General features: G+C 63.9%; 22 protein-coding genes. 4 read left to right on the top strand and 18 right to left on the bottom strand.

All coding sequences use genetic code 11. From position 1 onward, the window contains the following. Window positions 1-41 precede the first annotated feature (41 nt). From GBB14_RS00725 to GBB14_RS00780, 12 genes are all read right to left on the bottom strand, one after another. Entirely contained in the window at window positions 42-548 is a 507-nt protein-coding gene (locus tag GBB14_RS00725) for a PH domain-containing protein (protein ID WP_151528723.1), read from the bottom strand. 137 nt (window positions 549-685) lie between these two features. Then, the gene (ribH, locus tag GBB14_RS00730; RefSeq protein ID WP_151528722.1) at window positions 686-1,156 is read right to left on the bottom strand and encodes a 6,7-dimethyl-8-ribityllumazine synthase; all 471 of its coding nucleotides are present in this window, start codon (window positions 1,154-1,156) and stop codon (window positions 686-688) included. Window positions 1,157-1,159: 3 nt separating this feature from the next. Beyond that, on the bottom strand, window positions 1,160-2,437 hold the full coding sequence (locus GBB14_RS00735) for a bifunctional 3,4-dihydroxy-2-butanone-4-phosphate synthase/GTP cyclohydrolase II (RefSeq protein ID WP_151528721.1): 1,278 nt from the start codon (window positions 2,435-2,437) through the stop codon (window positions 1,160-1,162). Continuing rightward, window positions 2,430-3,056, bottom strand: a complete 627-nt coding sequence (locus tag GBB14_RS00740) for a riboflavin synthase (protein ID WP_151528720.1) — start codon at window positions 3,054-3,056, stop codon at window positions 2,430-2,432. Before GBB14_RS00740 ends, GBB14_RS00735 begins: the two co-directional genes overlap by 8 nt. After that, window positions 3,057-4,085: a bifunctional diaminohydroxyphosphoribosylaminopyrimidine deaminase/5-amino-6-(5-phosphoribosylamino)uracil reductase RibD gene (gene ribD, locus GBB14_RS00745; RefSeq protein WP_151528719.1), complete on the bottom strand. Its 1,029-nt coding sequence runs from the start codon at window positions 4,083-4,085 to the stop codon at window positions 3,057-3,059. It abuts the gene before it with no gap. Between the two features lie 12 nt (window positions 4,086-4,097). Further along, entirely contained in the window at window positions 4,098-4,760 is a 663-nt protein-coding gene (gene rpe, locus GBB14_RS00750; protein ID WP_151528718.1) for a ribulose-phosphate 3-epimerase, read from the bottom strand. Window positions 4,761-4,780: 20 nt separating this feature from the next. Continuing rightward, entirely contained in the window at window positions 4,781-6,367 is a 1,587-nt protein-coding gene (locus GBB14_RS00755; protein WP_151528717.1) for an RsmB/NOP family class I SAM-dependent RNA methyltransferase, read from the bottom strand. Further along, window positions 6,364-7,320: a methionyl-tRNA formyltransferase gene (gene fmt / locus GBB14_RS00760; protein ID WP_151528716.1), complete on the bottom strand. Its 957-nt coding sequence runs from the start codon at window positions 7,318-7,320 to the stop codon at window positions 6,364-6,366. Before fmt ends, GBB14_RS00755 begins: the two co-directional genes overlap by 4 nt. An 86-nt stretch (window positions 7,321-7,406) precedes the next feature. Continuing rightward, the gene (gene def / locus GBB14_RS00765) at window positions 7,407-7,910 is read right to left on the bottom strand and encodes a peptide deformylase (RefSeq protein ID WP_151528715.1); all 504 of its coding nucleotides are present in this window, start codon (window positions 7,908-7,910) and stop codon (window positions 7,407-7,409) included. A gap of 251 nt (window positions 7,911-8,161) precedes the next feature. After that, window positions 8,162-8,467: a hypothetical protein gene (locus GBB14_RS00770; RefSeq protein ID WP_151528714.1), complete on the bottom strand. Its 306-nt coding sequence runs from the start codon at window positions 8,465-8,467 to the stop codon at window positions 8,162-8,164. 3 nt (window positions 8,468-8,470) lie between these two features. Beyond that, window positions 8,471-10,033 carry a glycerol-3-phosphate dehydrogenase/oxidase gene (locus GBB14_RS00775; RefSeq protein ID WP_151528713.1) on the bottom strand — a complete coding sequence of 521 codons (1,563 nt, stop codon included), beginning with the start codon at window positions 10,031-10,033 and terminating at the stop codon, window positions 8,471-8,473. Next, on the bottom strand, window positions 10,030-10,608 hold the full coding sequence (locus GBB14_RS00780; protein WP_151528712.1) for a TetR/AcrR family transcriptional regulator: 579 nt from the start codon (window positions 10,606-10,608) through the stop codon (window positions 10,030-10,032). The genes GBB14_RS00775 and GBB14_RS00780 overlap by 4 nt, the downstream gene beginning before the upstream one ends. A gap of 227 nt (window positions 10,609-10,835) precedes the next feature. On the opposite strand from GBB14_RS00780, the gene GBB14_RS00785 reads away from it, so the two are divergent. Continuing rightward, window positions 10,836-12,422: an FAD-binding oxidoreductase gene (locus tag GBB14_RS00785; RefSeq protein ID WP_151528711.1), complete on the top strand. Its 1,587-nt coding sequence runs from the start codon at window positions 10,836-10,838 to the stop codon at window positions 12,420-12,422. Continuing rightward, window positions 12,419-13,342, top strand: a complete 924-nt coding sequence (locus tag GBB14_RS00790; protein ID WP_151528710.1) for a diacylglycerol kinase — start codon at window positions 12,419-12,421, stop codon at window positions 13,340-13,342. Before GBB14_RS00785 ends, GBB14_RS00790 begins: the two co-directional genes overlap by 4 nt. A 144-nt stretch (window positions 13,343-13,486) precedes the next feature. Here GBB14_RS00790 and GBB14_RS00795 read toward each other — a convergent pair whose 3' ends face one another. Next, window positions 13,487-15,394, bottom strand: a complete 1,908-nt coding sequence (locus GBB14_RS00795) for a YhgE/Pip family protein (RefSeq protein WP_151528709.1) — start codon at window positions 15,392-15,394, stop codon at window positions 13,487-13,489. Window positions 15,395-16,044: 650 nt separating this feature from the next. Between GBB14_RS00795 and GBB14_RS00800 the strand changes: the two genes are divergently transcribed. Both GBB14_RS00800 and GBB14_RS00805 read left to right on the top strand, forming a co-directional pair. Continuing rightward, window positions 16,045-17,589 (top strand): glutamate-cysteine ligase family protein, encoded by a 1,545-nt coding sequence (locus GBB14_RS00800; RefSeq protein WP_151528708.1) that lies wholly within the window; start codon window positions 16,045-16,047, stop codon window positions 17,587-17,589. Between the two features lie 100 nt (window positions 17,590-17,689). Next, window positions 17,690-18,121, top strand: a complete 432-nt coding sequence (locus GBB14_RS00805; RefSeq protein WP_225976569.1) for a hypothetical protein — start codon at window positions 17,690-17,692, stop codon at window positions 18,119-18,121. Between the two features lie 86 nt (window positions 18,122-18,207). Here the strand turns inward: GBB14_RS00805 and GBB14_RS00810 are convergent, their stop codons facing one another. From GBB14_RS00810 to GBB14_RS00830, 5 genes are all read right to left on the bottom strand, one after another. After that, window positions 18,208-18,720, bottom strand: coding sequence for a DUF421 domain-containing protein (locus tag GBB14_RS00810; RefSeq protein WP_151528707.1), 513 nt, complete (start codon window positions 18,718-18,720; stop codon window positions 18,208-18,210). 57 nt (window positions 18,721-18,777) lie between these two features. Then, the gene (locus GBB14_RS00815) at window positions 18,778-19,242 is read right to left on the bottom strand and encodes an ASCH domain-containing protein (RefSeq protein ID WP_151528706.1); all 465 of its coding nucleotides are present in this window, start codon (window positions 19,240-19,242) and stop codon (window positions 18,778-18,780) included. 513 nt (window positions 19,243-19,755) lie between these two features. Next, a complete protein-coding gene (locus tag GBB14_RS00820; protein ID WP_151528705.1) occupies window positions 19,756-22,212 on the bottom strand; it encodes a hypothetical protein in 2,457 nt (818 codons plus the stop codon). A gap of 143 nt (window positions 22,213-22,355) precedes the next feature. After that, on the bottom strand, window positions 22,356-23,981 hold the full coding sequence (locus GBB14_RS00825; protein WP_151528704.1) for a PTS ascorbate transporter subunit IIC: 1,626 nt from the start codon (window positions 23,979-23,981) through the stop codon (window positions 22,356-22,358). A 41-nt stretch (window positions 23,982-24,022) separates the two neighbouring features. Next, on the bottom strand, window positions 24,023-24,844 hold the full coding sequence (locus GBB14_RS00830) for a PTS sugar transporter subunit IIA (RefSeq protein ID WP_151528703.1): 822 nt from the start codon (window positions 24,842-24,844) through the stop codon (window positions 24,023-24,025). Window positions 24,845-24,977 lie beyond the last annotated feature (133 nt).

Genomic DNA, 24,977 nt, shown 5'->3' on the forward strand with positions numbered 1-24,977 from the left:
GGAGTGGGAAGGAGAGAACGCAGCGGCGCTGCTGAGCTGGGCTAGTCCTGGGGCATATACCTGGACTCGAGCTCGCGGAAATCGGTGACGGCGCGCACCACCTGTTCCCCATCGCGAGCGAAGAAGGCCCACATGGGAACGAACTCGAAGTCCGGTAGCTCCAGCCGCGCGGCGGGGCTTTTCTTGGGAAAGGACAGCCCGTAGATCAGCTGCCACGGGTAGAAGCGGGTGCCGATGAAGTTGCGTACCTCTACCCCATCTGCGTTGGCCCGCACGCGAGGGCGGCGAATGCCCCAGCACAGCCACACGAATACGAGGCCGATGCCCACGAAGGCCCATTGGTCGATCGGGGTGACGGCGGCGCCGGTATCGCCCACAGCCACCACGAAGGCCATGAAGATATGGACGGCGAGCACCACCGCCATGGATGCCCACGAAATCACGCGCAACATCCGAGACGTCACCACGAGCTCCCAAGGCTTATCGGTAGTGGTGGCCGCATCCGCCGAGACATATGTCTGAAGGTTCTCTTCGCGAGAGCTAGTCACTATCTTTCCCAACCACTTTCTACTTTTGCGTGGCACCGGGGTGCAACCGACGCCTTCACTATCACTAGACCAAACTTACCTGCCTGCATGCTCAAGGGCTAAAAACTCCGGCAGCCGAGCGCGCCGGCCGCCGCCTCTTAGCGACGCAGCCGCGCCAGCGTTGCTGCAGTGTGCAGCGCCGCCACGGTGGCCTCTGCGCCCTTGTCCTCGAGCGACTCAGGGAAGCCGGCCCGCTCGCGGGCCTGTTCTACGGTGTGGGTCGTCAGCACCCCATTGCCCACTGGGGTGCCCGCGTCGAGGGCGACGCGGGTAAGCCCCTCGGTGACAGAGTCGCAGACGTAGTCGAAGTGCGGGGTTCCGCCCTGGATTACGCAGCCATTCGCAACGACGGCCTCACACTGCTCGGCCAGCGCCTGGGCCACCACGGGCAGCTCGAGGGCGCCCATCACGCGGGCCTCGATCACCCTGGCGCCCAGCTCCTTGGCTTGGGCGATGGCGCGGGCGTGCAGCTGATCGCAGATCTCCTCATTCCAGGTGGCGCTCACAATGCCCACAGTCAGGCCCTCTGCCTTGATATGCGGGGTGCTGGGGAGTCCTTCTTTGGCCATGTTTTAGCTCCTTCTCGGCTCGGTGCTGGGGTGGGTCGCGTCCCACTGCTCGACCACGGGAAGATCGTGGCCCATGCGGTCGCGCTTGGTACGCAGATAGCGGATATTGTCCTCGTGGGCCTCGACCGGCACGGGGGTGCGTTCGGCAATAGTGAGCCCGTGGCCCTCGATCCCATGCCGCTTGGCTGGGTTGTTGCTCAGGAGGTTCAGCGAGCGTATGCCTAAGTCCTTGAGGATCTGCGCCCCCGTGCCGTACTCGCGGGCATCGGCCGGATAGCCGAGGGAGAGATTGGCGTCGACGGTATCTGCTCCTCCATCCTGCAGCTGATAGGCCTTGAGCTTGGCGAGCAGCCCGATACCGCGGCCCTCATGGCCCCGCATGTAGAGCACCACGCCGCGGCCTCGTTGCTGCACCATCGCCATCGAGCTATGCAGCTGCTGGCCGCAGTCACAGCGCCGCGAGCCGAAGGCATCGCCGGTGAGGCATTCGGAGTGGATGCGCACCAGCACATCCTCACCGCCCTCGCTGGCGGGATCGCCCACCAGCAGTGCGACATGCTCGGCCCCATCGACGAGACTGCGGTAGCCGATCGCGCGGAAGGTGCCATAGTCGGTGGGCAGCACGGTGTCGGTGACTCGCTCGATGAGTGTTTCTTTGCGGCGGCGATAGTGGATGAGCTGCTCGATGGAGATCAGGCGCAATCCCTGCTCATCGCAGAAGCGCCGCAGCTCTGGGGCCCGGGCCATATCGGTGGGATCGTCTTCGGAGACCACCTCGCAGAGCACCCCGGCGGGCCGCAGCCCCGCCAGCCGGGCGAGATCCACGGCTGCCTCGGTGTGGCCGGCGCGCACCAACACCCCGCCGGCCCGCGCCCGCAGCGGCACCACGTGGCCGGGGCGGGTGAAGTGATCCGGGGTACTGGAGGGATCAGCCAGCCGGCGCACGGTCTCGGCGCGGCAGCTCGCGGAAATACCGGTGGTGCCGGTATTGGCATCCACAGTCACGGTATAGGCGGTGCCGCGGGCGTCCTCGTTGTGCGCGGTCATCGGCGGCAAACCCAGCCGGTCGCAGTCGGCGGCCGGCAGCGGGGCGCAGATATAGCCGGAGGAATAGCGCACCATAAAGGCCATGAGCTCGGGTGTGGCTTTTTCGGCGGCGAAGATAATATCGCCTTCGTTCTCGCGGGTTTCATCATCCACGACCACCACGGCTTTACCCTCGCGGATATCGCGCAGCGCCTCCTCCACGGAGTCCAGACGCACGCCTGCATGATCAGTCATCCTGCGGGGTGTCCTTTCCCTCGTGGGGCGCAGCACCGCGAGTCATCTTCTCCACATACTTGGCGATCACATCGACCTCGAGGTTCACCGTGTCCCCAGGCTGCAGCTCGCCGAAGATGGTATCGCGCAGCGTGGTGGGGATGAGCGAGACCTCGAAATACTCCTCCCCCACGGCGCTGACGGTCAGCGAGGTGCCGCTGACGGTGATGGAGCCTTTTTCCACCACATAGCGCGCCAACGGGGCGGGCAGGCTGAAGCGGACAACCTCCCAGCGCTCGCCCGGGGTGCGCGAGAGCAGCGTGGCGACGCCGTCGACATGCCCCTGCACGATATGGCCACCGAATCGACCGCCGGCGGCCATGGCGCGCTCGAGATTCACCGCATCGCCCACTTGGAGCTGTCCGATACTGGAGCGATCTAGGGTCTCCTGCATGACGTCCACGCTGAAGCTCGTGGCGTTCCACTCCGTGATCGTCAAGCACACTCCATTGACGGCAATAGAGGCGCCGGCGGTGGCGTCCTCGAGCACACGCTGGCAGGCGATGCTGAGGCGCGCGGAGTCACTGCCATGGTCGATCGCGGCTACCTGGCCGATTTCTTCGACGAGTCCGGTGAACATTTATTCCTTCCTAGTTGCGAGCAGCCGGTGGGCCTGCGGGGATCGTGCGATAAGTAGTACGTCGTTATCGAGGACTTCGCTTGATTCAAGCACAAAACGACGCTGTTCGGAGATAGTGGTGGCCAGCTCGCCGGTGCTGATTCCGCGGCCGCTGCCGAGCAGCGTGGGGGCGGTATAGGACTCGAGGGCGTCGACGAGCCCCGCCCGCAGCAGCGAGCCGGCCACGGCCGCGCCACCTTCGATGAGCACATCCACGTGCCCGCGCTGCCGGAGGTAGTCCAGCAGTTCCTCGATGCTGGCGCACTGGCGGACGCTGCGGCGGTACAGGTGGCTCTCGGGTGGCAGGGCGCGCGTGCCGAGCACGATCGCCTCGGGCTGGTGGGAATACTCCTGGCCCTCGGGGGTGCGGGCGCTCAGCCGCGGATTATCGGCCCACACCGTGCCGGTGCCCACCACGATGGCATCGCGGCGGGAGCGATCCTCGTGGACTCGGGCGCGGGCGACCGGGCCGGTGATCCACTGGCTGGTGCCATCGGCGGCGGCGCTAAACCCGTCGAGGGTATGCGCTGTTTTCAGCGTGAGGTGCGCCCGGCCGAGGCGGGTACTGAGAAGCCAGGGCACGAGTGGGTCGCTGCGTAGCTGCGGATGCTGCACCACTCGCACACCGCGAGCGCGCAATCGCTCGACTCCGCCTGCGGCCACGGGATTGGGGTCGGCGTGAATATAGTGCAGCTCGGCAATACCTGCCTCCAGCAGCGCCTCGACGCAGGGGCCGGTGCGGCCAACGTGGTTGCAGGGTTCGAGAGTGACGAAGGCACAGCCGCCCCGAGCAGGCGCGCCCGCAGCGCGCAGGGCCTGGATTTCAGCATGGTCCCCGCCAGGCGGCTGCGTGGCGCCCTCGCCCAGAATGCGGCGCTGGGTGGCATCGGTGATCACACAGCCCACCGCCGGGTTGGGCGCGGTCGTGCCGGCCACTGCACGGGAGAGCTCGATGGCGCGGCGCAGCAGCGCCGCCGGGTCTGGCTGCATCGGCGCGGTGGTTTAGCGGGCGCCAGCGGCCAGCTCGCGAAGCCGATCCACCTCTGCTCCGGGATCCTCTGCACCAAAGACAGCGGAGCCGGCCACGAAGGCATCGCAGCCTGCGGCCGCGGCCTGCTCGATGGTGCCGGCGCCGATACCGCCATCGATCTCGATGAGAGTGGATAGACCGCGGGAGTCGATCTCCGCCCGCAGGGCGCGCACCTTTTCCAGCTGCTCCGGCATGAAGGACTGGCCGCCGAAGCCGGGCTCCACGCTCATCACCAGCACGAGATCGAAGTGCTCAAGCTCGCTGAGCAGCGGTTCAATGGGGGTGCCAGGTCGCAGGGAGAATCCAGCCTTGACCCCATGGGCCCGAATCTGGCGGGCCACGGCCACGGGATCGTCCACGGCCTCGACGTGGAAAATAATGCAGTCGGCGCCGGCCTTGACGTAGGTGTCGATCCAAGCCTCGGGGCGCTCGATCATCAAGTGCACATCGAGGTGGGTATCGGTGTGATCGTTGACATTGGCGGTCACACCGGGACCGAAGGAGAGGTTGGGCACAAAGTGGCCATCCATGATGTCCACGTGCAGCCAATCGGCGTTGGCCACGCGATCAATCTCCGCACCGAGGGCGGTGAAATCGGCGGCAAGAATAGAGGGGGCGATGATCGGGGTACTCATGCCTCGATCATACGACACCCTTAGGACACACTCTTTTTGCGCAGCACCGCGCAGAACATCGCGTCGGTGCCATGACGGTGCGGCCACATGTGTGCCGAGAGGTACTCGCCCACCTGCTCCATGGGCGCCAGCAGGGGCCGTACATCCAGCTCTTCCAGCTCTGGGTGCTTCCGCAGCGTCTTATCCACGATCTCTCGGGTTTCGCGCAGATCCGGAGAGCAGGTGGAATAGAGGATCACTCCCCCGTCCCGAACCAAGTGTGCGGCGGAATCCAGCAGCTCCGCTTGCAGGGCGGTGAGCTCGGCGATATCGCTCTCCGATTTGGTCCAGCGGGCTTCGGGGCGGCGTCGTAAAGAGCCCAGCCCCGAGCAGGGGGCGTCGACGAGGATGCGGTCATAGCCAGGGCGTAGCCCCGGGGAGCGGCCATCTGCCTCATGGACAGTGACCGGCAGCCCCTCGGTGGCGGTGCGCACCAGCTTCGCGCGGTGCGGGGCCGGCTCCACCGCGTCCACGGCGGCGCCATCGATACCAGCAATCGCGGCGATGAGGGCCGCCTTGCCGCCGGGGCCGGCGCAGAGATCCAGCCAGCGGCCGCTGTCCTCGCCCAGCAGCGGGGCCTCGGTAAGGGCGCGGCCAATGAGCTGGCTGCCTTCGTCCTGCACGGCGGCCAATTTCTCCTGCACCGGCGGGCACTCCGCCGGGTCACCCCCGGGCAGGTAGACGGCATAAGGGCTATAAGCGCCCTCCTCACCGCCGCTGATCAAAGCCAATTCCTCAGCGCTCATCAGCCCCGGCTTGGCCACCAGGTGCACGGTGGGCCGCTCCGAGTTGGCCGCCAAGGCCTCCTGAAGTTCCGTGGCCTGGCCCTCAGCATCCAGCCCCAGCGCCGCCGCGAAAGAGCGAGCGATCCACGTGGGGTGCTGGGCGCGGAAGGCGGTGCGGGCGATACCCATGCTCGGCCCGGCATCATCCAGCCACTGCTCAAGACTGGAGCGGCTGATGGTGCGCAGGGTGCCGTTGATGAAACCGGTGGCGCGCTCATGGCCCAAACCGCGGGCCATGCGCACCGAGGTATCGATCGCCGCATGGGGCTCCACGCGGGTATAAAGCAGCTGATAGGTGCCCAATTCCAGGACGGCGAGCAATTCGGGCGTGATGTCTTTGAGCGGCCGTGCAGCGGCGCGGGAGACGATCCCGTCCAGCACACCGCGGGCCCGGAGGCTGCCATAGGCCAACTCGGTGGCAAAGGCGGCGTCGCGGCCGGAGAGCTTCTGCTCGCGCAGCAGATTCGGCAGCAGCAGATTGGCATAGGCCTGATCGCGGCGCACCGCCATGAGTGTCTGCAGCGCCACGATACGCGCCAGATCCACCTCATTGTCCCGCAGGTTCTTCACCTGCTGGCGCGGGCTGAGCCCGCCGGCTGCGTGCTGGCCGCCGCGGCGCCGCTGTTGCTCACGCCCGCGCCCAGCATCACGGGAGTGCGAGACCACCGACCCGCGATCACGGCGCTCGCCCCGCGCGCCACGCTGCCCGCCACGGTCAGCACCCCGCTTCGTCGAACGCGACCCTTTCTTCGCACGGGAACGGAATCCACCACTGCTACTCATCGCCACTGCATCCCTTCTGCGTCTGCTGCCTGCACCCCGCGCGCCCACGCGGTGGCCTCCATCATTTTCTTCCCCGGTAGTTGCACTTTCTCCACCACTAGCGGCGTGGTGCCGGTGCCGAGGAATACAGCCTTTTTCGTCAGCGCCACCGCACCCGGCGCCAGAGTGGGCGCAGCATCCGCGTCCTCGGCGATACGGGCGGCGCCGATTTTCACCCGTTTCTCGGTCGCATCGAGCACCCAAGCACCCGGCGCTGGGGTGAAGGCGCGAATGGCGCGGTCGACGGCGATGGCCGGCTGGCTGAGATCCAGCTTGGCATCCTGGGTGCTGATCTTCGGCGCATAGCTGGGCTCGCCCTGCTGGGCCCGCGCCTCGATAGCGCCAGCCTCCAGGCCATCCATGGTGGCGACGAGCAGCTCCGCCCCGGCATAGGCGAGGGTGGTGAGCAGATCATCGGCATTATCGCGCGGGCCGATGCGCTGAGTGAGGGTGCCGAGCACCGGGCCGGTATCCAAGCCTTCTTCAATGCGGAAAGTGGAGGCGCCGGTGATGTCGTCGCCGTGCAGAATCGCGGATTGCACAGGGGCCGCGCCACGCCAGGCCGGCAGCACCGAAAAGTGCAGGTTCACCCAGCCGTGTGGGGCGGAATCGAGCATATCGCCGGGGATGAGCTGGCCATAGGCCACCACCGGAATACAGTCCGGTGCCAGCTCAGCGAGGCGCTGGCGCACAGCCGCACCATCCTCACTGCCGTGCTTCAACGTGGCGGGTTTGAGCACCTCGATGCCGCGTGTCTCGGCGAGGGCCGCGACGGGCGAGGGACTGAGTTTCTTGCCGCGACCGCGCCGGGCGTCCGGCTGGGTGATCACGGCAACGACCTCGTGGTCGGAGTCAAGCAGCCTGCTGAGGGCCACGACGGCGGGTTCGGGGGTGCCGGCAAATACTAGGCGCATGGGGTGAGGGGATGTCCTTTGACAAGCTCGCGAAGATGGGCAGTGATGCGTCGATAAGCATAGTGCAGCGGGACACGATGCCGCTGCTAGAACCACTCGGAGGCGCGGATCTCGGCCATGGCCTCCTTGCGCAGCGCGGGGCTGAGGCGGGAGAGAAAGAGCACTCCGTCGAGGTGATCGGTTTCGTGCTGCACACAGCGGGCGAGCAGCCCCGTGGCCTCGAAGCTGATCTCCTTACCCTCGAGATCCTGCCCGGTGCAGCGGATGCGGACGGCGCGCTCGACATCCTTGTGCACCCCCGGAATGGAGAGGCAGCCTTCATTACCTAATTCGGTGTCCTCATCGAGGGCCTCCCACCGCGGATTAATGACGACCCCGCGGGCGCCCTCGGTCTCGTGGGAGCAATCGTAGACAAAGATGCGCTGCAGAATCCCCACCTGATTCGCCGCCAGGCCCACCCCGTGGTGTTCCTCCATGGTCTCGAGCATGTCCTCGGCTAGGGTGCGCAGCGCGCTATCGAATGTGGTGATCTCATCGGCGCGGCTGCGCAGCACGGGATCGCCGAATAAACGAACCTCTCGAATGGTCATGGTGGCAGAGTCTCCTTGGACGTTCACTGGGATAGATCAGAATTAACTCCCCCACTATAAGCACCACGCCCCTCTCAGCGGGCATACTGCGCGGGGCGTGCACGCTTATCGACGCCACCCTGATGCCAGCAGCCCTCCCCGCGCCGAGCACAGAGGCCACTACCGCCGACAACGCCACGCGGCCCGCCCCGGCTTCCTCTCAAGGAGAGCGGGACGGGCCGTGATGTCTCGACCGCATATATAAGGTGCTGCTAGCAGTTGTGCGCGAGCTGCTCGCCTTGGGCGGGCGTGATGGCGGCGATGGCGGAGGCAGCCGCGATGCCGCTGGTGCGCTCGAAGTGCACCGGCTCGGGCACCCCCGCCGCCTGAGCTGCGGCCGCAAGTCCCGCAGAGCGCGGGGTGGAGCTATGCGCCGCGGCTTTCTTCGTGGAGTGGGAGCGGGCGATCGCCAGCTGGATGGCCTTGGCCACCAGCCCGGGCTTATTCACCTGAGCCCAGGAGAGCAGGCGGGCGATGCCGTGGGTGCTCATGCGGTTGATGCGCTGAGACAGGGTCATGGTTTAGTCCTTTTCTTGTCCTGCATGCACTGCCTCAACAATGCTGTTCACTTCGTCATAGGCTGCGTCGCGATCACGCTCCACGAGGCCGATGCGGGTGCGGCGGTCGAGGATATCCTCCACCGTCAGCGCCCCTTCGTGGGTGAGGGCGAAGGCGATCTCGGCGCGGGTGATATCCAGCTCAGCTACTCGGTCGAGGGGGCGTTCGATCGGGGCCGCAGCCACCACCGTGGGGGCCTCATAGCCATAGCGCTCCACCAAAGAGGTGGGCAGGCCCTCCAGCTCGGCTGCGGTGACCCGCAGCATATCGGGATGGGTGGGAGCGCCCACATAGGGCAGGGTGTGGGTACGGCAGGGGCCGGCGCGCAGACCCCTGCGGCGCAGGATCTCGTCGATGGCTTCCTCGGCCATGAGGCGGAACTCGGTGTATTTGCCGCCGACGATCGAGATCAGCCCGGTGGGGGCCTCGATGGTGCTGTGGCGGCGGGAGAGATCTGCGGTGTTGCCATCCCCGCCGGCGTCGATGAGCGGACGCAGCCCCGTGAAGGCGCCGATGACGTCCTCGCGGGTGAGTGCGGTGCCTAGGCCGCGGTTGATGGCGTGGAGAATGAACTCGATATCCTCCTCCGGAGTGGGCGGCACATCCGGAATCGGGCCGGGGGTGTCCTCATCGGTCAGGCCAATGTAGACGCGACCGAATTGTTGCGGCAGCAGGAACACATAGCGGGAGATGGACCCGGGCAGCGGCACGGTGAGTGCCCCAGTGGGATTGCCGAGGGTGGCAGCGTCCACCACGATATGGGTGCCGCGGGAGGGACGGATGGTGATATCGGGATCCACTGCCTCGGCCCACACACCGGTGGCATTGACCACCGCGCGGGCGGAGATGCTGAACTCGGAGCCGTCGAGCACATCGCGTACGGTCACCCCGCTGCCGTGGGCCTGCACCACCTCGGCCTGGGTGATAATGCGCGCACCTTCGCCGGCGGCGGTGCGGGCTACGGCGGTGACGATGCGGGCGTCATCGATCATCTGACCGTCATAGTTCACCCAGGAGCCGCGGAGTTTCTCCTGCGATGCGGTGGGACACAGCTTGAGGGTTTCCTTCTTGGAGGCATAGCGGGAGCGCGGCAGCACCGCGGAGCTGGTGCCGGCCGCGATGCGCAGCATATCGCCGGCGATAAAGCCCAGGCGCATGGCCGCCTTTTGTACCAGGTTGGTGTCTGCGCCCAGCAGGGCCACCTGCGGCAGTGCCCGCACCAGGTGCGGGGCGTTGTGCTCCATGAGTAGGCCGCGCTCCTTGGCGGAGTGCAGCGCAATGCCGATCTCGAACTTGGCCAGATAGCGCAGGCCCCCGTGGGCCAGCTTGGAGGACCACCGGGAGGTGCCGAAACCCAGGTCGCGCCGCTCGAGCAGCACGGTGTTCAGGCCGCGGGTGACGGCGTCGAGCGCGATACCGACGCCGGTGATGCCACCGCCGATGACCACGAGATCAATATCTGCGGGGTTGTCTTTGAGATAGGCAATATCCTCCGCACGACGAGCTGCGTTTAAAGCAGTGTTCATGGCAGTACGTACCCTTCTAGGATGATTCTCAATTCTTGGTCCCAGGTGCTGCTGGGCTGGTGCGCGCGAAGAATCGGCGCGAAGATGCGGGAGCTTAATGCGGAGTGCTGCAGAATCGAGCAGCACATGGTGGCCAAGGCGTGTTCATTGCGCTGGCAGATGGTCTCCGGTGCCTGCTGCTGTACTCGCTGGATCACCTGCTCGAGGATGGCGATGATCCTGATCTGCGACTCGCCGAGCCGCCGGAAAAAGTAGGTTCCCAGCAGCTCGGGCTTTTCCTCCACGATGACGGTGATCACGGGGTGCACAGCCACCATCCGTGCCGCATCCAGCAGGGCCTCGACCAGCTGTGGGCCGGTGGCAGGCTGCCGCTGTAGTGACATCGTAACCTGGATCAATTCGTAGGTGAGCAGCTTGCTGATCACGGCGTCCTTACCGGAAAAACGCGCATAGAGCGTGGGGCGCGAAATCTTGGCCCCGCGGGCCACCGCGGACATGGTGGTACCGCGAATGCCCGCCTCGAGCACGAGCTCGCGGGCGGCCTGCATAATCGCTTGGTCAATATCGATCCCCATGGCTTCATTCTCGCCGACGCAGCTACGGGGGTGTCAACAACTTCCGCTTTACATCTTTTAACCGCTCATCTCCAGAAGCCATATCACCCCAGTTCAGAACACACCCCTACACGCAGAGGCACCTTTACACACCCCGTCCCATGACGCCTTTTAGCTGCTACACCCTCTTTCGGGCCCCCGAATGCGCTTGTAGCGTGAGCGATATGAACACTCTGCCCACTCCCCCCATGTCCTTTTCCATCTGGGGCACTGAACAGGAAGCCAAGCCTCTCAGCGCGAACCTGCAGTCGCTGGTAAGCAAGGTTGTCGGTTCCACCACTCCCCGACCGGCCCCCAGCCAGCCGGATGTGAAGATCACCGAGTCCGCCCTGAGCGAGTCGCAGATCCAGCAGCTCGCCGCGATCGTCGGCACCGGCTACGTCACCCAGGATCGCGAGCAGCGCATCCCGCGGGCCCGCGGCAAGTCCTACTTTGACCTCCTCGATTGGCGCGAGGATGCCGTGATCGATGTACCCGATGCCGTAATCGCCCCGGCCAGCAACGACGAGGTGCTGGCGATCCTGCAGTGGTGCACGGATGAGCGCGTGGCCGTGGTACCCTTCGGCGGCGGCACCTCCGTGGTCGGCGGTGTCTCCCCGCTGCGCGGTGACTTCGATGCCGTGCTCAGCCTGGATCTGGCGCGCTTCGACGCCATCGAAAACGTCGATCCCATCAGCGGCGAGGCCACCCTGGGCGCGGGCATGTCCGGCCCCCACGCCGAGATCGCCCTGGCCGAGCATGGCCTGCAGCTCGGGCACTTCCCGCAGTCCTTCCCCTATGCCACCATCGGTGGATTTGCCGCCACCCGTTCCTCGGGGCAAAACTCTGCCGGCTATGGCCGCTTCGATGAGATGGTAGCCTCCATGGAGGTCGTTACCCCCACCGGAATCACCACCGTCGGCGACGCCGCCCCGGCCTCGGCCGCCGGCCCGGACATCAAGGAAGTCTTCCTCGGCTCCGAGGGAGCCTTCGGCGTGATCACCAAGGTGCGGCTGAAGGTGCACCCCATACCCGAGGCCAAGGAGTACGAGGCCTTCGTCTTCGAGGACTTTGCCCACGGCGTTGCCGGGGTACGGGCGGTGGAACAACAGGGCACCGGCCCCACCGTGATTCGTCTCTCCGATGAGATCGAATCCGCCACCAACCTCACCTCCACCGACGCGATCGGGGAGTCCGAAGCCGCCGCCCCGCACGGCTGCCTGTGCCTGACCATGTACGAGGGCACCCGCGAGCATGTGGCCTCCCGACATGAGGAGACCCGCAACCTCTTGCTATCGATGGGTGCTACCTCCGTTGGAGAAGCCCCCGTGCGCAAGTGGGAAAAGGGCCGCTTTGGCGCGCCTGTGCTGCGTGATGCCCTGCTCGATGCCGGCGTGCTCTGTGAAACCTTCGAAACGGCCACCACGTGGAGCAATGTGCCAGCCCTGAAGAAGGCCGTCACGGCCGCTGTCACCGCCTCTCTCGGCGATGGCGATTCGGTGGCGCTTGTGCTCTGCCACGTCTCCCATGTCTACGCCAATGGCTGCTCGCTGTATTTCACCATCCTTGGCGCACAGAACGATCAGCCACTCCAACAGTGGGGCACTGCCAAGCGCGCAATCCTGCAGGCTATCACCGATAATGGCGGCACCATCACCCACCACCATGCGGTGGGAAAGGATCATGCGAGCTTCATGGACAAGGAAGTCGGCGAGATGGGCCTCGGAGTGCTTCGCGCGATCAAGAGCCACCTCGATCCGGCCGGCATCTTAAACCCAGGAAAGCTGCTGCCATGAATGAGATCGCTATCTACCAACGAGAGATTTCTCGGGTAGCGTTACTGACCAATCCCGCCGCCGGCAAGGGTGTGGCGAAGGCGAAGAGCGCCACTGCAGAGCGTCGTTTCAACGAGCTCGGCATTGATGTGGTGAGTATCTCGGGCGCTACTCCCGCTGCCTCAGCCGAGCTGGCTCAGGAGGCCGTGGCCTCTGGGGTGGATGCGCTGGTGGTCTGCGGCGGCGATGGGCTGATCAATCTAGCCCTGCAGGCCCAGGCCACGACCGATGTGCCGCTGGGTATCATTCCGGCGGGCACGGGGAACGATCACGCCCGCGAATATGGCGTACCCCTGGATCCGGAGAAAGCCGCCGAGCTCATCGCCCACGGGGTGTGTCTGCGAACCGATCTCGGCGTAATGCGCACCGATAGCGGCCGCGAGCGCTTCTTTGGCACCTGCGTGACCCAGGGATTCGACTCGATCGCCACCGAGCGCACCAATACCATCTCCTGGCCTAAGGGCTCGGCCCGCTATGTGGTGGCGATTCTGCTCGAATTCCTCCACTTCCACTCCATCCCGTCCAAGATCTACCTTGACGGCGCGCTAGAGATCGACGAGCCGATCACCCTTGCCGCCGTGGGCAATACCCGCTCCTATGGCGGTGGAATGAAGATCTGTCCCGATGCCCTCCACAGCGACGGCCTTCTGGACCTCACGGTGTTGGGAAGGATGAATCGCTACAACGTGGCGAAGAAGTTCCCGCGCATCTACACCGGCAATATCCGCAGCGTCGAGGGCGTGCACCAGTATCGTGCGGAGACGATCCGCATCGAGATGCCGAACATGCCCGTCTACGCTGATGGGGACCGCTTCGATCTCCTACCCATCACCTACTCCGTCGCCCGCAACGCCGGCTTCTACCTCATCCCCACCCCTTAACTTCTAATCACCCCTCCTCGTGGCTACACAGGGAGGGGTGATTTCTGCGCTTATCGACACCTTCGTTCAGGCCGTTCACCCATGCGTCCACAGCAGAGACACCAGCGCGCCGCGGGCGATGCCACGGAGCGCTTGGATGCCGCTCTAGCGGGCGTCGAGCAGCTCGGGACCCTTATCCTCCTCGACCTCCATCACGGCCGGGCACTGCCGGTAGCGGAGGATGAGAACGGAGATGATCAGGCAGAGCACCGTCATCGTCAACAGCAGGAAGGCGGCGCTGAGATACATCGCCCCGGTATCGCCTTCCACGCCACCGATGAAGAGGTTGCGCGCATAGGTCATTGGGTGGATATCGTGCAGCAGGCGCAGTGGCTTCGGCGTGAGCTGGATGGGCCAGACGCCACCGAAGCTGAAGACGCCGTAGGCGAAGAATCCCAGCGCCAGGGTGCCGCCGATGAGCCGACCGAAGGCGATGCGCAGCAGCTGGAAGGATGCGGTGCCATTGACCGCGAGGATCACCAGGCCGAGGGCGAAGGCGGCGCGATGCTGCACGCTAAAGCCGAGCAGGGTGCCCAACCAGGTGAGCAGGAAGAGCAGCGCGGTATTCGCGGCGGCGACGAGCCCGAAGCCACTGAGCACCTGCCAGAGCGGGCGGCGCTCCGAATGGCGACCCAGAATATGCGGGGCGAGCATGCTCACCAGCACCATAATGAGGATGCCGAAGACCAAGATGAGGATGAAGGTCACGCCACCGGAGAGCTGCTTGGAGGTGGGGTCATTAAGATCCTGCAGCTCTTGGACGGGGTTGCGGTAGTCCTGGGAGTACACCACGGGCACCGCCATCTGCTGCGAGGAGGCCGCGATATTGCTGATCGTAGGCGCCTGCGCGGCGCCTACGACCAAGCCGGTGCGCAGCTGGCCGGTGCCGTCCTTGAGCTGGCGGACGCCGTCGTCAAGCTGATAGGTGCCATCGAGCATCTGCCCCATGCCATCGTCGAGCTCCACCGAGCCGGAACGCAGCTGGCCGGTGCCGTCCTTGAGTTGCAGGACGCCGGAAAGATACGGGGCCTGGGGATTATTCAGGTTATAGCTCATCTCCGCCGTGCCGTTTTTCAGCAGCTGCAGCTGATTGGCGAGGCCCTCGGGGTTGTTAGTGTCCAGCCCAGCGACGATCTCCTCGAGCGTCGCGGCCTCCTTGTGTAGCTGCACGGTATGCAGTACCGAGATCATGGGCCGTAGCTGCTCGGCGGCCGCACCGGCCTGGCGCGCCAGTGGGATGAGCTTATCGGTCAGCTGGCCCACGCCGGCATCAATCTGGGCGGCGCCATCGCCGAGCTGGCCAGTACCATCGAGTAGCTGGGCCAAGCCATCATCGAGCTGGGCGGCGCCATCGCGCACCTGGGTGGTGCCGTCCTTGAGTTGGTGGGCGCCATCGATGCCCTGCTCCATGCCATCTTTGAGCATGGCGGCACCATCGTCGAGCTGCACCGCGCCATTCGCGGCCTCATGAAGGCCGTCGCCGAGCTGGTTCATGCCCGCGAGGATCTCGCTGGAATAGCCCTCGGTGATGCCGGCCTGGATACCGGCTTGGATGCCGGGGATCAGCCCCGCAGTCAGCAGCGGCGTATTGGTGCCGTAGTGATCGTTATAGGAGATCACCACCTCGGCCTGATGGGGTTGATCATCAATCACTGTGGCCACCCGATGCGAAAAATCGCGGGGAATGGAGATGGTGGCCACGTAGACGCTTTCTTTCATCCCCGTGCTGGCCGCCTCTGCCGAGATCGAGTCCACATTGAGATAGCTGGTCTCCACCAGCCCTTTTTCAATGTCGTCGCCGAAATTCACCTGCTGCCCATCCTGGATGGTGCCTTCGTCCTCATTGACTAGGGCGATCTGCACCTCATCGAGGAAGTGCGAGGGATCCCACATGGACCACATCCATGCGGCCGCCACCAGTAGCGGTGCAACAAGCACAAGCACAATGCCAGAACGGATGGCAACACGGCGCTTCCGGCCGTAGAGCGGGGGTGTGATTCGCCTAGTTTTCATTACGTATGTCTCGTCTCTACAACTCGCAGTGGACGGTGATGCGGCGCACTACCCACAGCCCTCCGAGATCAGCCGCGGCCCGCCGGACAGGCCTGCCCCGTGCAGCCGCGCTGCCCGAGGCGAAGGACCAGTCTTCCGGCGATCGCCACATCCCACAGGAATCGGTAGGTGTATGCACCGTTGTTTTTTCGACACACCTCCCCTCACAATGCGGGTAGCCGGATCGCCGGCCGAATCCCGCGTCGAGGGCCGCAGGCGCCCGGCGGATATCGGTACATCGTCGCACGTCAGGCGTGGGGTCGGTGTCTTAGACCTGAGAGTATTGACTGCGATGAGTACTGAATAGGCGTTTTTTACACCTTTGTGCAGATACATACATAGCGTGGGGTAGCTCACTCATCACCGCAGGTCATAGAAGAATCTGCAGCGTAGGGCCCTAAGATCCATCACCCCCGTACTCTTTACAGGTGACAGAGCTAACCGGTACCCACATTGCGGGGAAAACGCTACATTTTCTGAGTAAACCTGCTAAACGCTCCACCGAGAGGTGTCCTAGGGGGGTGGGGCTGGTGGGGACAGAGAAGCGTCGATAAGCGGGGGGAGCGCATATGTCCTATAGATTCAAAAAACTATAACTATGATGGGACAGCATGGGTGATGCAGTAAGTAGTGAGACCTACACGCCGCGACAGCGCACGCGCTATCGCCAACGACTCATAGATGATCTGGAGGTGTTTGACCGCCACCTCCAAGACGCCGAGTTCATCAACGAAGGCACCATCGGGCTGGAGCTCGAGCTCAACCTCGTGGATGAGAAGATGCAGCCGACGCTATGCAATGACGCGGTACTCGCCGAGCTCTCCGATGAGTACCAGTCCGAGATCGGCGCCTATAACGTCGAGCTCAATCATCCGCCGCTGTCCATCGCGGGCACGGGACTGCAGGAGCTGGCCGATGGGCTCACCAAACGCCTCGAGACCGTGCGCGAAGCCGCAGCCACAGCCGGCGCAGAAGTAGCGATGGTCGGCACCCTGCCGAGTGTGAACACCGATTTTCTGCGCGGGCCTTCGTGGATGACCCCCGAGAATCGCTATAAGGCGCTGTCCAATAGCATCGTCGAATCCCGCGGCGAACTCGTCCGCATCGAGCTGGAGCGCCAAGAATCCTATAACGAGGAATTCGAGGATATCGCCCCCGAATCCACCTGCACCTCCATCCAGCTGCATCTGCAGGTGGCGCCGGATCGCTTCGCCGATGCGTGGAATGCCTCCCAAGCCATCGCCGGCGTACAAACCGCGCTCAGCGCCAACTCCCCGCTTTTTGCGGGTCACAAGCTATGGCACGAGTCCCGTATCCCCGTGTTTGAGCAGTCCATCGACACCCGCACCCCAGAGCTGATTCATCAGGGTGTGCGCCCGCGCGTCTGGTTTGGCGATCGCTGGATTACTAGCGCCTTTGACCTCTTCGAGGAGAATGTCCGCTACTTTTCGCCGCTGCTGCCCGAGGACCGCCTTGAGGCCGGCACTCCCGTGGTGACCGACGGCAAACCCGGGCTGCACTACCTGAGTATGCAAAATGGCACCATTTGGCGGTGGAACCGCCCGATCTACGATCCCAATACCGAGTTGGCGCACATCCGCGTGGAGAACCGCCTCTTGCCGGCCGGGCCCACGGTGGCCGATATCGTGGCCGATGCCGCGTTCTACTACGGCATGGTGAAGTTCCTCGCCGATCAGACCCGCCCAGTGTGGTCGCGTATGGCCTTCGAGGATGCCGAACGCAACTTCTTCGCCGGCGCCCGCAACGGCCTCTACGCCAGCATGACCTGGCCCACCCTCGGCACCATCCACGTCTCCGAGCTAGTCACCGAGCATCTGCTCCCCCAGGCCGAACAGGGCCTGAAGAACCTGCACGTCGACCCCGCACTGATCGACCGCTACCTCGGCATTATCGAAGGGCGCGCCCGGACCCGCCAGAATGGCGCCACGTGGCAGCTGGCCGCCCTCGACGATGCAGCCGCGACCATCATGGCCGAGGGCGCACGCTCACGCACCGCCGTCGAGACGCACAGCGACTCCCTCAACACCCCAGATTCACCGGTGCGGCGCGCGGCCATCACCCAGATGCTCAAGGCCTATCTCCGCAACCAGAAATCCGGGGAGCCGGTGCATACCTGGTCCACCAGCGTCTCCTAGGTGGCGGCTCGCGTGCCCGCGGTCACTCGCGGGCGGCGGAGCGCTTCTGTGCGCCATCATGTCGCTGAACGCGGACATGCACGGCCTACACTAGGTACACGTGAGCTGTTTTAAGAATCTCCCGTGCCGCTGTTCCTCCGACTCCATGCCCAACTCGCCGCTGCGTTCTGGCGTGTGGGCGAGCGTGTTTGGTCTCGCCGGAACCCTGCACTTTGTGCACCCGCACAACTTCGATGCCATCGTGCCTGCAGCTGTGCCCGGCACCAAGCGCCAGTGGACCTACGCCAGCGGCGTCGCCGAGCTGGCACTCGCCGGCGCTATTGCTGCCACCACTCTCGCACCCAGCCTGCGCCCCTATCAGAACAAGCTGGTAGCTCCGGCCGCTGCTGTCTTCTTGGCGGCGGTATGGCCGGCGAATATGAAAATGGCCTGGGACTGGCGGAATAAAAAGCCGCTGCTCAAAGCACTCGCCTTCGCCCGCGTGCCCGCCCAGATTCCCATGATCAACTCCGTACGCAAGCTCGGCGCCTAAGTCGCTTAGCGACGCTTAGTAGCGCCAAGCTGCGCTTAGTGGCACTTAAAAGCGCCGGTGGGTGCCCTGAACGCCGTGACGCGCTGCTATTTCCACGCATCCATGGCGGTGAGCGCCTCGCCGGAGCCCACAGCATCGGTGGTGATCACAGAGATCGTGCCATCGGTTTCCACAATCATCGCCGCGATCTGGCTGAGATCACCGCAGCCCGCCGAGCGCGCCGCCTGGTAGATATCGGCCGTGCCCACGCGCGCCTTCTTCATGCCCGCATCGAGCATCACCCCGTCGCGCACCACCACGATCGCATCGGCGGTGACGATCTCGCGCAGCGTCGTGGAGTGACGGATGACTTTGGCCACGACGTATTGCAGCGTAAGCAAAATGGCGATAGCCACAATGCCGGTGGCGTAGCTGAGATCCTTCGTCACCATCGCGGTCGAGAGGATCGAGCCGATGGCCACGGTCACAAGGAAGTCAAAGGCGTTGAGCTTCGCCAGCGAGCGCGCCCCTGCTATGCGCAGAAAAAACAGCAAGGTGACATAGCTGGCCGTGCCCACGGCGAGTGCACGGATAATGGGAAACCACGAATCAAACCACATAGCTGCCAGTGTGCCCGACGAGCGTCTTCTAACCGAGATCACCCCCGTTATGCGCCGCTAGATGAGCACGTCCTCTGGGTTGATCACCTCGAAACGCAGCAGCACTACTGGGGTGTGTGCGCCAAGCGATACTCCCGCAGCCCCCAGCTCCGCGCAGAATTCCTCCGATTCCCAGAACTCGCGGTGGGCGTGCTCCCACTCGGCCACACTGTCATAGCCCTCCCCTTCATCGCGGCAGTGCTGCAGATCCACCTGGTGCAGGGGCACTACCCGCACCGAGGTGGTACGGGTGACACATACCGGCTGATCCGCGCTATCAACTACCAGCTCATAGCCGCCAAGCAACTGCAGCGGATCTATGCCCTCGCACTCGTACTCCACCACAAGGCCCGTGGTGGTCGTTTTCCGGCCATCCATAATGGCCGCCACCAACTGATCTCTCAGTGGGCCGGGAAAGGCGTACTCCCCCACTGGAATACGCCCGCGCAGCGCCTGAAGCGCGGTGATGTTCTGCGTGCCCATGTCCGCCATTCTGGCATGAGCCCCTCGATGTCGTGAGCGAGCAGGCGCTGGGCCGGCTGGGGCGCACGTAGTGGTGTCCGCGCTAGAATCGCACTCGGCTCCGTCCTCTCACGGGGACGGCTTCTTTCGTCGCTGCGCGGTGTACCCGCGCGCGATCGTGAGTACCTCGCGCAGCACTGCTTGGCGAGAGGATCACAGCGAGAGAAAGGAGGTGCTATTGGCTTCAACGCCGGAACGCACGCCCGGTCTAGACGAAGAAAACCCCGGTGCCAGCCGGTCTAAGAAACTGACGCTGGCTACCGAGGTTCTACGCTTCTTGACCGCTATCGTGAAGCTCGCCGTAGCGATCTTCACCTAGGGTCATGTACCCGGCACCCTCACAGTGCTGCAACACCGTGGGGGTGTTTTTTAGTTCCAGCAGGGCGGTGGTACGTGCTCTGCTGTTAGCTCCGAGTATAAGACCCGTCCTCCCAGCGCCGCAACGGCGGCGTTCACCCCTGCCTGCCGCTGCGCTTAGGCGCCGCCACTCTCCCACTGTCCTTGAGAGTTGTCTTTCTCTGCGGGCGGGGATGTCGCCTCCTCCGTGGAGTCATCGGCGCTGAGTTTCGCGGCCCCCAGCGCGCACAAACGGATGATCCATTGGAGGGTGAACAGAGCGAAGAGCAGAATCAGCAGCATCAAGATGCCAGCGGCGATATCCTGCACTCGAGTCCACTCAAACGCAGCGGCAGTCACTCCAATGATCATTATGGCGATCCCCCACTTTAGCGTCGCCCACATCCGCTTCAACGCGGACTTGTGTTTGCGCTGTCGCCGTTGGAGCGTAGTTTCGTTGGGTTCCGCTGCGCGCTGCTGCTCTTCAGGAATAGCTGCGGCGTGGGCCTGGGCTTGCTTCTTCTCGTACGGCTCGTCGTCACCGTCCTTCTCGGGCGCTTCTTCCTTTTTCTCTTTCCCCTCCACGACGGCGTCGTCGCCATCGTCTTTATCGTCATCCTTGTCGAATCCGCCGGCGTTCCACTCGTTCCGATCTGCATCCTCATCGGCGTCGGCGTCTCGCCCGTGCTCGTCGTCCTCGCTATCAGGAGTGGCTGCTTCGTCCTCCCACTCATCCCAGTCCGAGTCCTCATCATCATTGTCCTCGGCCAGGTGCGTATCGGGCTGCATTCGCAGCGTGTCAGCAAAGGGTTCCGCGGTCCACTGACTATCGTCTCCCTCCGCCTCGGCCGGCTGATGCGTCTCGTCCTCTTCATCGGAGACAGCCCGGCGCGACCGCGATCGAGGCGTGGTGTCGCTGGGGTTGTTCTCCGCTTGGAGTCTGGCGAGCATCGCAGCGAAGGGTTCTTTGCCCGCGGGGGTGTCGGCGCCGCCGTGGCTGCCAACCATGGCGTCATCATTATCGGTATCGCTGGTCTGCTCGCCGCTCAACGACGTGGCGCTGTTGAAGCTGCTGCGCATCGAGGAGCTAGAGGCGTCGCCACTAGGTACGACGCCGCCAAGGTCCATGCGCTCAGACATCGACCCCTCAGACATCGCATTCTCAGCTGTCCAGTCCGCACTAGCTGGGTCCTCGCGGAGTGCTTCCTCGCTTCCCCACGGCGTATCGGGTTCTGCTTGGAAGTGAGTGCCCTGAGCGTGGGTGGTCTCCTCCTCGGGTGCGTCTTCTGCCTCCGAGAGGGCGTCCCATGCTGGGGCGAAGTCCCACGCTGTGGTGGCGTAGGTGAACTCTGGGGCGCTGTCCTCCCACGCGTGCACGAGCTCGCCGCGGGCAAGGGCGTCCAGGAATGTGTCGTCGTCGAGATCCTCGACGTTATCGATCAGCTCTGGCTCATCATCGAGTTTCTTCTCTGCCCATGCGGTGAAGTCTCGGGCGAGAATGAGCGGTGTGCCGTAGCGCAGGGCGAGGGAGTTTTTGCCGTCGTCCGAATCAAGGTCATCGCTCACGAGCGCGTCGCAGCGGGTTTTGGACACGGCTTGTTTATATTCCAAACCGAGCAGCAGACATAGCTCATCGAGCACAGCCCCGTGTGGCCGGAGTTCTCCATGAACGTAGGTAGAGCCCCGAAACGCCACACGTGCCCCGCTATCGAGTAGCTCGGCGGCTTCCTGTGGGCTGAGGACCCGCTGCCGCAGTGTATCTGGGGTGGCTGTTTCTCCTGCGTTCTCGTTACGGGTGGAGGGATCATCGTCCGTATTCGCATCGGCGGCACTGGTGGCTGGCTCTGTCTCCGCCGTGGCCATCTCGCTGAGCGGAGCAGCATCCCAGGCATCGTCCCACTCGCTGTCCCAGTCGCCATCCCATGCAGGCTCGTGCGCACTGGTCTCGTTCTCGGCGTCTTTCCGCGTGGCAACGTCAGCCCCAGTCGCCTCACTGGGCGCTTGAGTAGTGTTGTCGCACCAGCTATCGAAAGCCGCGAGATCAATGATCGGGAGACCAAACTCGCAGGCGCGCTTGGCTTTGCGGGAGGTGGAGCTAGCGTCGCCGACGATGAGAACGTCGCACTTTTTGCGGGATACGCCCCAGCGGTGCTCCAGATCATGGGCTGTGCAGAGTTTCTCGAAGTCGCTGTCTGTGCGCTCATCCTCGCTGCTGTAGCCGCAGCCGCTAAACGCCACCCGGGTGCCGGGCACGAGCACGCTGTCGAGGTCGACGGTGCGTGGATCTACCTCGGGCAGCTCGATCTTCGCGCGGGTATTCGGGCGGGTTCGATCGAGGACTTCTCGGCGAAGGGCATAGTCCCACACCCCGCGCGAGTTCGCCCACGCAGAAAGCAGCTCGGCGGTTTCTACCACCTCTTTAGCATCCTTCGCCTTGGTGGTACCACCGAAGCAGCTGGCCCAGGCGTTATCGGAATCCGTGGCGTGGTCCTGGTCGAGTTTCATCGGCTGCTGCTCGGCCCAGATCGGTTGGTACACCGCGCCTTCGGTGTGCGGGTTGGCTGGTGGCACAAGCTCGCCGCGTTCGGTGGCCATGTCCTACTTCGAGAACACGAAGATGAGGAAACGTCGCGATCATTGCTAAGGCGAAACCAACTTTTCGTAGACGATTTCTGCATAACGGCCTCGGAACGACTATCGGTTTTCGTAGCAGAGCTACATGCCCTCGAACCCCATTATCAATCGACCGAAACGTTCTTTTGTTTTACCGGCACCGGCGCGCCCTCGGGCGGCAAGATCTTCGGGTACTTCCTCCCGTTTCCTCCGCCCGCAGCCTCATTCTGAGCATCACTACCAGTCGCACGCTCCTGACCGCTAGCACCGCCAACGGCCGAGTCCACTGCACCACCCGCGGTACGTCCAGGCGCCGGATTCCAGTGACCATCCACCAGCCGGCGTTGGCATACCCAGCCAATTCCAAACAGCGCAGCGCCAAGTACCGCAATGAACACCAGTCCGATGGCTCCGCCTCCTCGGGAAGACCAGCCCAGAAGCAGTCCCAGCCAGCCGAAGTCGGCATCACCGAAGGTGGTGTTCTCCTCCCCGAAGGCACCGAGAACCCCAAGGAGGAACGCCGGCAGGAAGGTGATAAGCAAACCGTTAGCGAAGGCACCGCAGACCGCACCGCGACGCCCGCCCACGGCGTTGCCGTACACGCCGGCGGCACCACCGGTAAAGAAGTGCGGCACGAGTCCAGGCAGAATCAGCGCTGCCCCGAAAGCAGGGTTGAGCCATGCAGAGAGAACACCGAGTCCCACCAAACCGCCGAGGAAGGAGGAGATGAACCCAACCAGCACGGCGTTTTGGGCGTAGGGGAATACGATGGGTGCGTCGAGCGCCGGGATGGCTCCGGGCACAACTTTGGCAGCGATTCCTTGGAATGCCGGCACCAATTCACCCAGAATGGTCCTCACACCGAAGAGAATCACGGCCACAGCTACGCCGAACTGCAGGCCTTGGGTGAGCGATTGCATGAGGTAGTTCCCCACCCCCGTCGCTCCATCAGGAAATGCGGTATAGGCTTCTTCAGTTCCAGCCCGTGCGATGAACAGCACCGCAAGCACCACGTACATCAACGCCATCGAGAGTGCTGTGGCCACCATGGAGTCGCGCAGGAACCGCAATCCCTCAGGCAGATTGAGTTCTTCGGTAGAAGGCGATTGCTTACGTCCCTTCCCGCCCACGACCTTGGCCACGGATCCAGAAAGCACATAGCCTGCGGTGCCAAAGTGGCCGATAGCAATCGAGTCATCCCCAGTGATCTTCCGGGTCCATGGGTGTGCGATGGCCGGCAAAGAGACCATGACGATGCCCAACAGCAACGCACCTGCAATCACCACCACCCACGGGGAATACCCTGCCGGGGCAAGCACCATTACCAGCAATGTGGCCATGAAAAGCACGTGGTGCCCGGTGAGGAACACGTACCGCATAGGAGTAAACCGCGCGAGCAAGAGGCTCACAACGAATCCAAGAATCATGATCCACGCGACTTGCCCGCCGAATTGGTCCTGCGCGATTCCCACGATCGCTTCGTTGGTAGGTACGACGCCATGTGCACCTGTGGCCCCGGCGATCATGGTGCCGAGTGGCTCGAGCGATGCGGTCACCAGCCCTGCGCCAGCTCCAATGAGGAGGAAGCCGAGAGTGGCTTTGATCGCCCCGCCGAGTACGGTGCCGATTCCGCGCCCCATCGCCGCTAAACCCACGGCGGTGATAATGCCGATGAGGAATGCGGGCACTGACAGGATTTCGTTGACGAGGAAGTTCGCTACATCAAGAGTTATTTGGGTCACTGAACTCATCGGTTATGCCTTTTCGCGCCTTGTGATGTCTTGTCGTAGTGCTAGATGTCGTAGAGCTCGCGTAGGGCGGTGTCTACTTGTTGCGTGGATGTGAAGTCGTCGACCACATATACCGGCACGCCCACATCGCCGAGGGTTGCCGCGATCGCGCCAGAGGTGAGCAGGAAGTCTGCCTCCCCGGCGCGGCCTTTGGCTGAGATGGTGTCTGTGGCTTCGACGGTGAGATAGGGTGCCCATCCCCACTCTTCGAGCACCTGCTCGAGGGTGTTTTTGAGGAAGAGTGATGTGCCCAGCCCGTTACCGCACACAGTTAGGATCTTCCCTTTGGAAGGCACGGAGTCGGCGCTAGGGGTGTGCTGTCTCGTGTCTTCTGTAGCTGTTCTCACTGGTGTGGTGCCAGCCGGTTTAGGCGCATCGTGTGCCTCGCCATTCAAAATGGCTCGCAGGCTTTCCTCGCTATCGGCACTGTCTAGGTCTTCACGCCGTGTGCGTAGCAGTTTGGCAAAATCCTTCATCGCCTCAAGGTGGGCGCTGGAATCTGTTGCGGCTAGTGCGGCAACGATATGCACAGGGTCGTTGCTGGCGTGGCCAAAACGTACTGGCGTCTCTAGTCGGAGCCATGCGAGAGCGGAGTGTGTCACGGCCTCGCTGGGCCGCGCGTGCGCTAGGGCGAATCCCGGCGCGAGCACGATATAGGGACCGTTGTCTTCCACGCTGCGTACCATCTGCGCGGTGTAGTCAGCGGTGGTCGCACCGGCGTCCTCGAGTAACTGGCCAGCTAAGCGTATCGCTTCTTGCCAGTCATGTGCCTCGCCGTGAAATGCCGTAGCTCCCGGGGCGAGTAGCGTGTCCAGGCTTGCCATGTGCGCTCCCTTCCTCACGTGTCTAGGACTTAGGCTACATCACTGTTCGGCGGCTACTTATCGACGCTCACAGTCACCCCGCCTTTTGTCTCAAAATTGAACCATTGTGGGTGTAAACCTTCTCCCAACGGTA

The sequence above is a fragment of the Corynebacterium sp. 51B genome, assembly GCF_008930785.1.
GTDB lineage: Bacteria > Actinomycetota > Actinomycetes > Mycobacteriales > Mycobacteriaceae > Corynebacterium > Corynebacterium megadyptis.

What these genes read in the sequence shown, in the direction of transcription:
- ribH (WP_151528722.1), bottom strand. Translation starts at nt 1,156, where the DNA reads ATGGCCAAAGAAGGACTCCCCAGCACCCCGCATATCAAGGCAGAGGGC.
- GBB14_RS00735 (WP_151528721.1), bottom strand. Translation starts at nt 2,437, where the DNA reads ATGACTGATCATGCAGGCGTGCGTCTGGACTCCGTGGAGGAGGCGCTG.
- GBB14_RS00740 (WP_151528720.1), bottom strand. Translation starts at nt 3,056, where the DNA reads ATGTTCACCGGACTCGTCGAAGAAATCGGCCAGGTAGCCGCGATCGAC.
- ribD (WP_151528719.1), bottom strand. Translation starts at nt 4,085, where the DNA reads ATGCAGCCAGACCCGGCGGCGCTGCTGCGCCGCGCCATCGAGCTCTCC.
- rpe (WP_151528718.1), bottom strand. Translation starts at nt 4,760, where the DNA reads ATGAGTACCCCGATCATCGCCCCCTCTATTCTTGCCGCCGATTTCACC.
- GBB14_RS00755 (WP_151528717.1), bottom strand. Translation starts at nt 6,367, where the DNA reads ATGAGTAGCAGTGGTGGATTCCGTTCCCGTGCGAAGAAAGGGTCGCGT.
- fmt (WP_151528716.1), bottom strand. Translation starts at nt 7,320, where the DNA reads ATGCGCCTAGTATTTGCCGGCACCCCCGAACCCGCCGTCGTGGCCCTC.
- def (WP_151528715.1), bottom strand. Translation starts at nt 7,910, where the DNA reads ATGACCATTCGAGAGGTTCGTTTATTCGGCGATCCCGTGCTGCGCAGC.
- GBB14_RS00770 (WP_151528714.1), bottom strand. Translation starts at nt 8,467, where the DNA reads ATGACCCTGTCTCAGCGCATCAACCGCATGAGCACCCACGGCATCGCC.
- GBB14_RS00775 (WP_151528713.1), bottom strand. Translation starts at nt 10,033, where the DNA reads ATGAACACTGCTTTAAACGCAGCTCGTCGTGCGGAGGATATTGCCTAT.
- GBB14_RS00780 (WP_151528712.1), bottom strand. Translation starts at nt 10,608, where the DNA reads ATGGGGATCGATATTGACCAAGCGATTATGCAGGCCGCCCGCGAGCTC.
- GBB14_RS00785 (WP_151528711.1), top strand. Translation starts at nt 10,836, where the DNA reads ATGTCCTTTTCCATCTGGGGCACTGAACAGGAAGCCAAGCCTCTCAGC.
- GBB14_RS00790 (WP_151528710.1), top strand. Translation starts at nt 12,419, where the DNA reads ATGAATGAGATCGCTATCTACCAACGAGAGATTTCTCGGGTAGCGTTA.
- GBB14_RS00795 (WP_151528709.1), bottom strand. Translation starts at nt 15,394, where the DNA reads ATGAAAACTAGGCGAATCACACCCCCGCTCTACGGCCGGAAGCGCCGT.
- GBB14_RS00800 (WP_151528708.1), top strand. Translation starts at nt 16,045, where the DNA reads ATGGGTGATGCAGTAAGTAGTGAGACCTACACGCCGCGACAGCGCACG.
- GBB14_RS00810 (WP_151528707.1), bottom strand. Translation starts at nt 18,720, where the DNA reads ATGTGGTTTGATTCGTGGTTTCCCATTATCCGTGCACTCGCCGTGGGC.
- GBB14_RS00815 (WP_151528706.1), bottom strand. Translation starts at nt 19,242, where the DNA reads ATGGGCACGCAGAACATCACCGCGCTTCAGGCGCTGCGCGGGCGTATT.
- GBB14_RS00820 (WP_151528705.1), bottom strand. Translation starts at nt 22,212, where the DNA reads ATGGCCACCGAACGCGGCGAGCTTGTGCCACCAGCCAACCCGCACACC.
- GBB14_RS00825 (WP_151528704.1), bottom strand. Translation starts at nt 23,981, where the DNA reads ATGAGTTCAGTGACCCAAATAACTCTTGATGTAGCGAACTTCCTCGTC.
- GBB14_RS00830 (WP_151528703.1), bottom strand. Translation starts at nt 24,844, where the DNA reads ATGGCAAGCCTGGACACGCTACTCGCCCCGGGAGCTACGGCATTTCAC.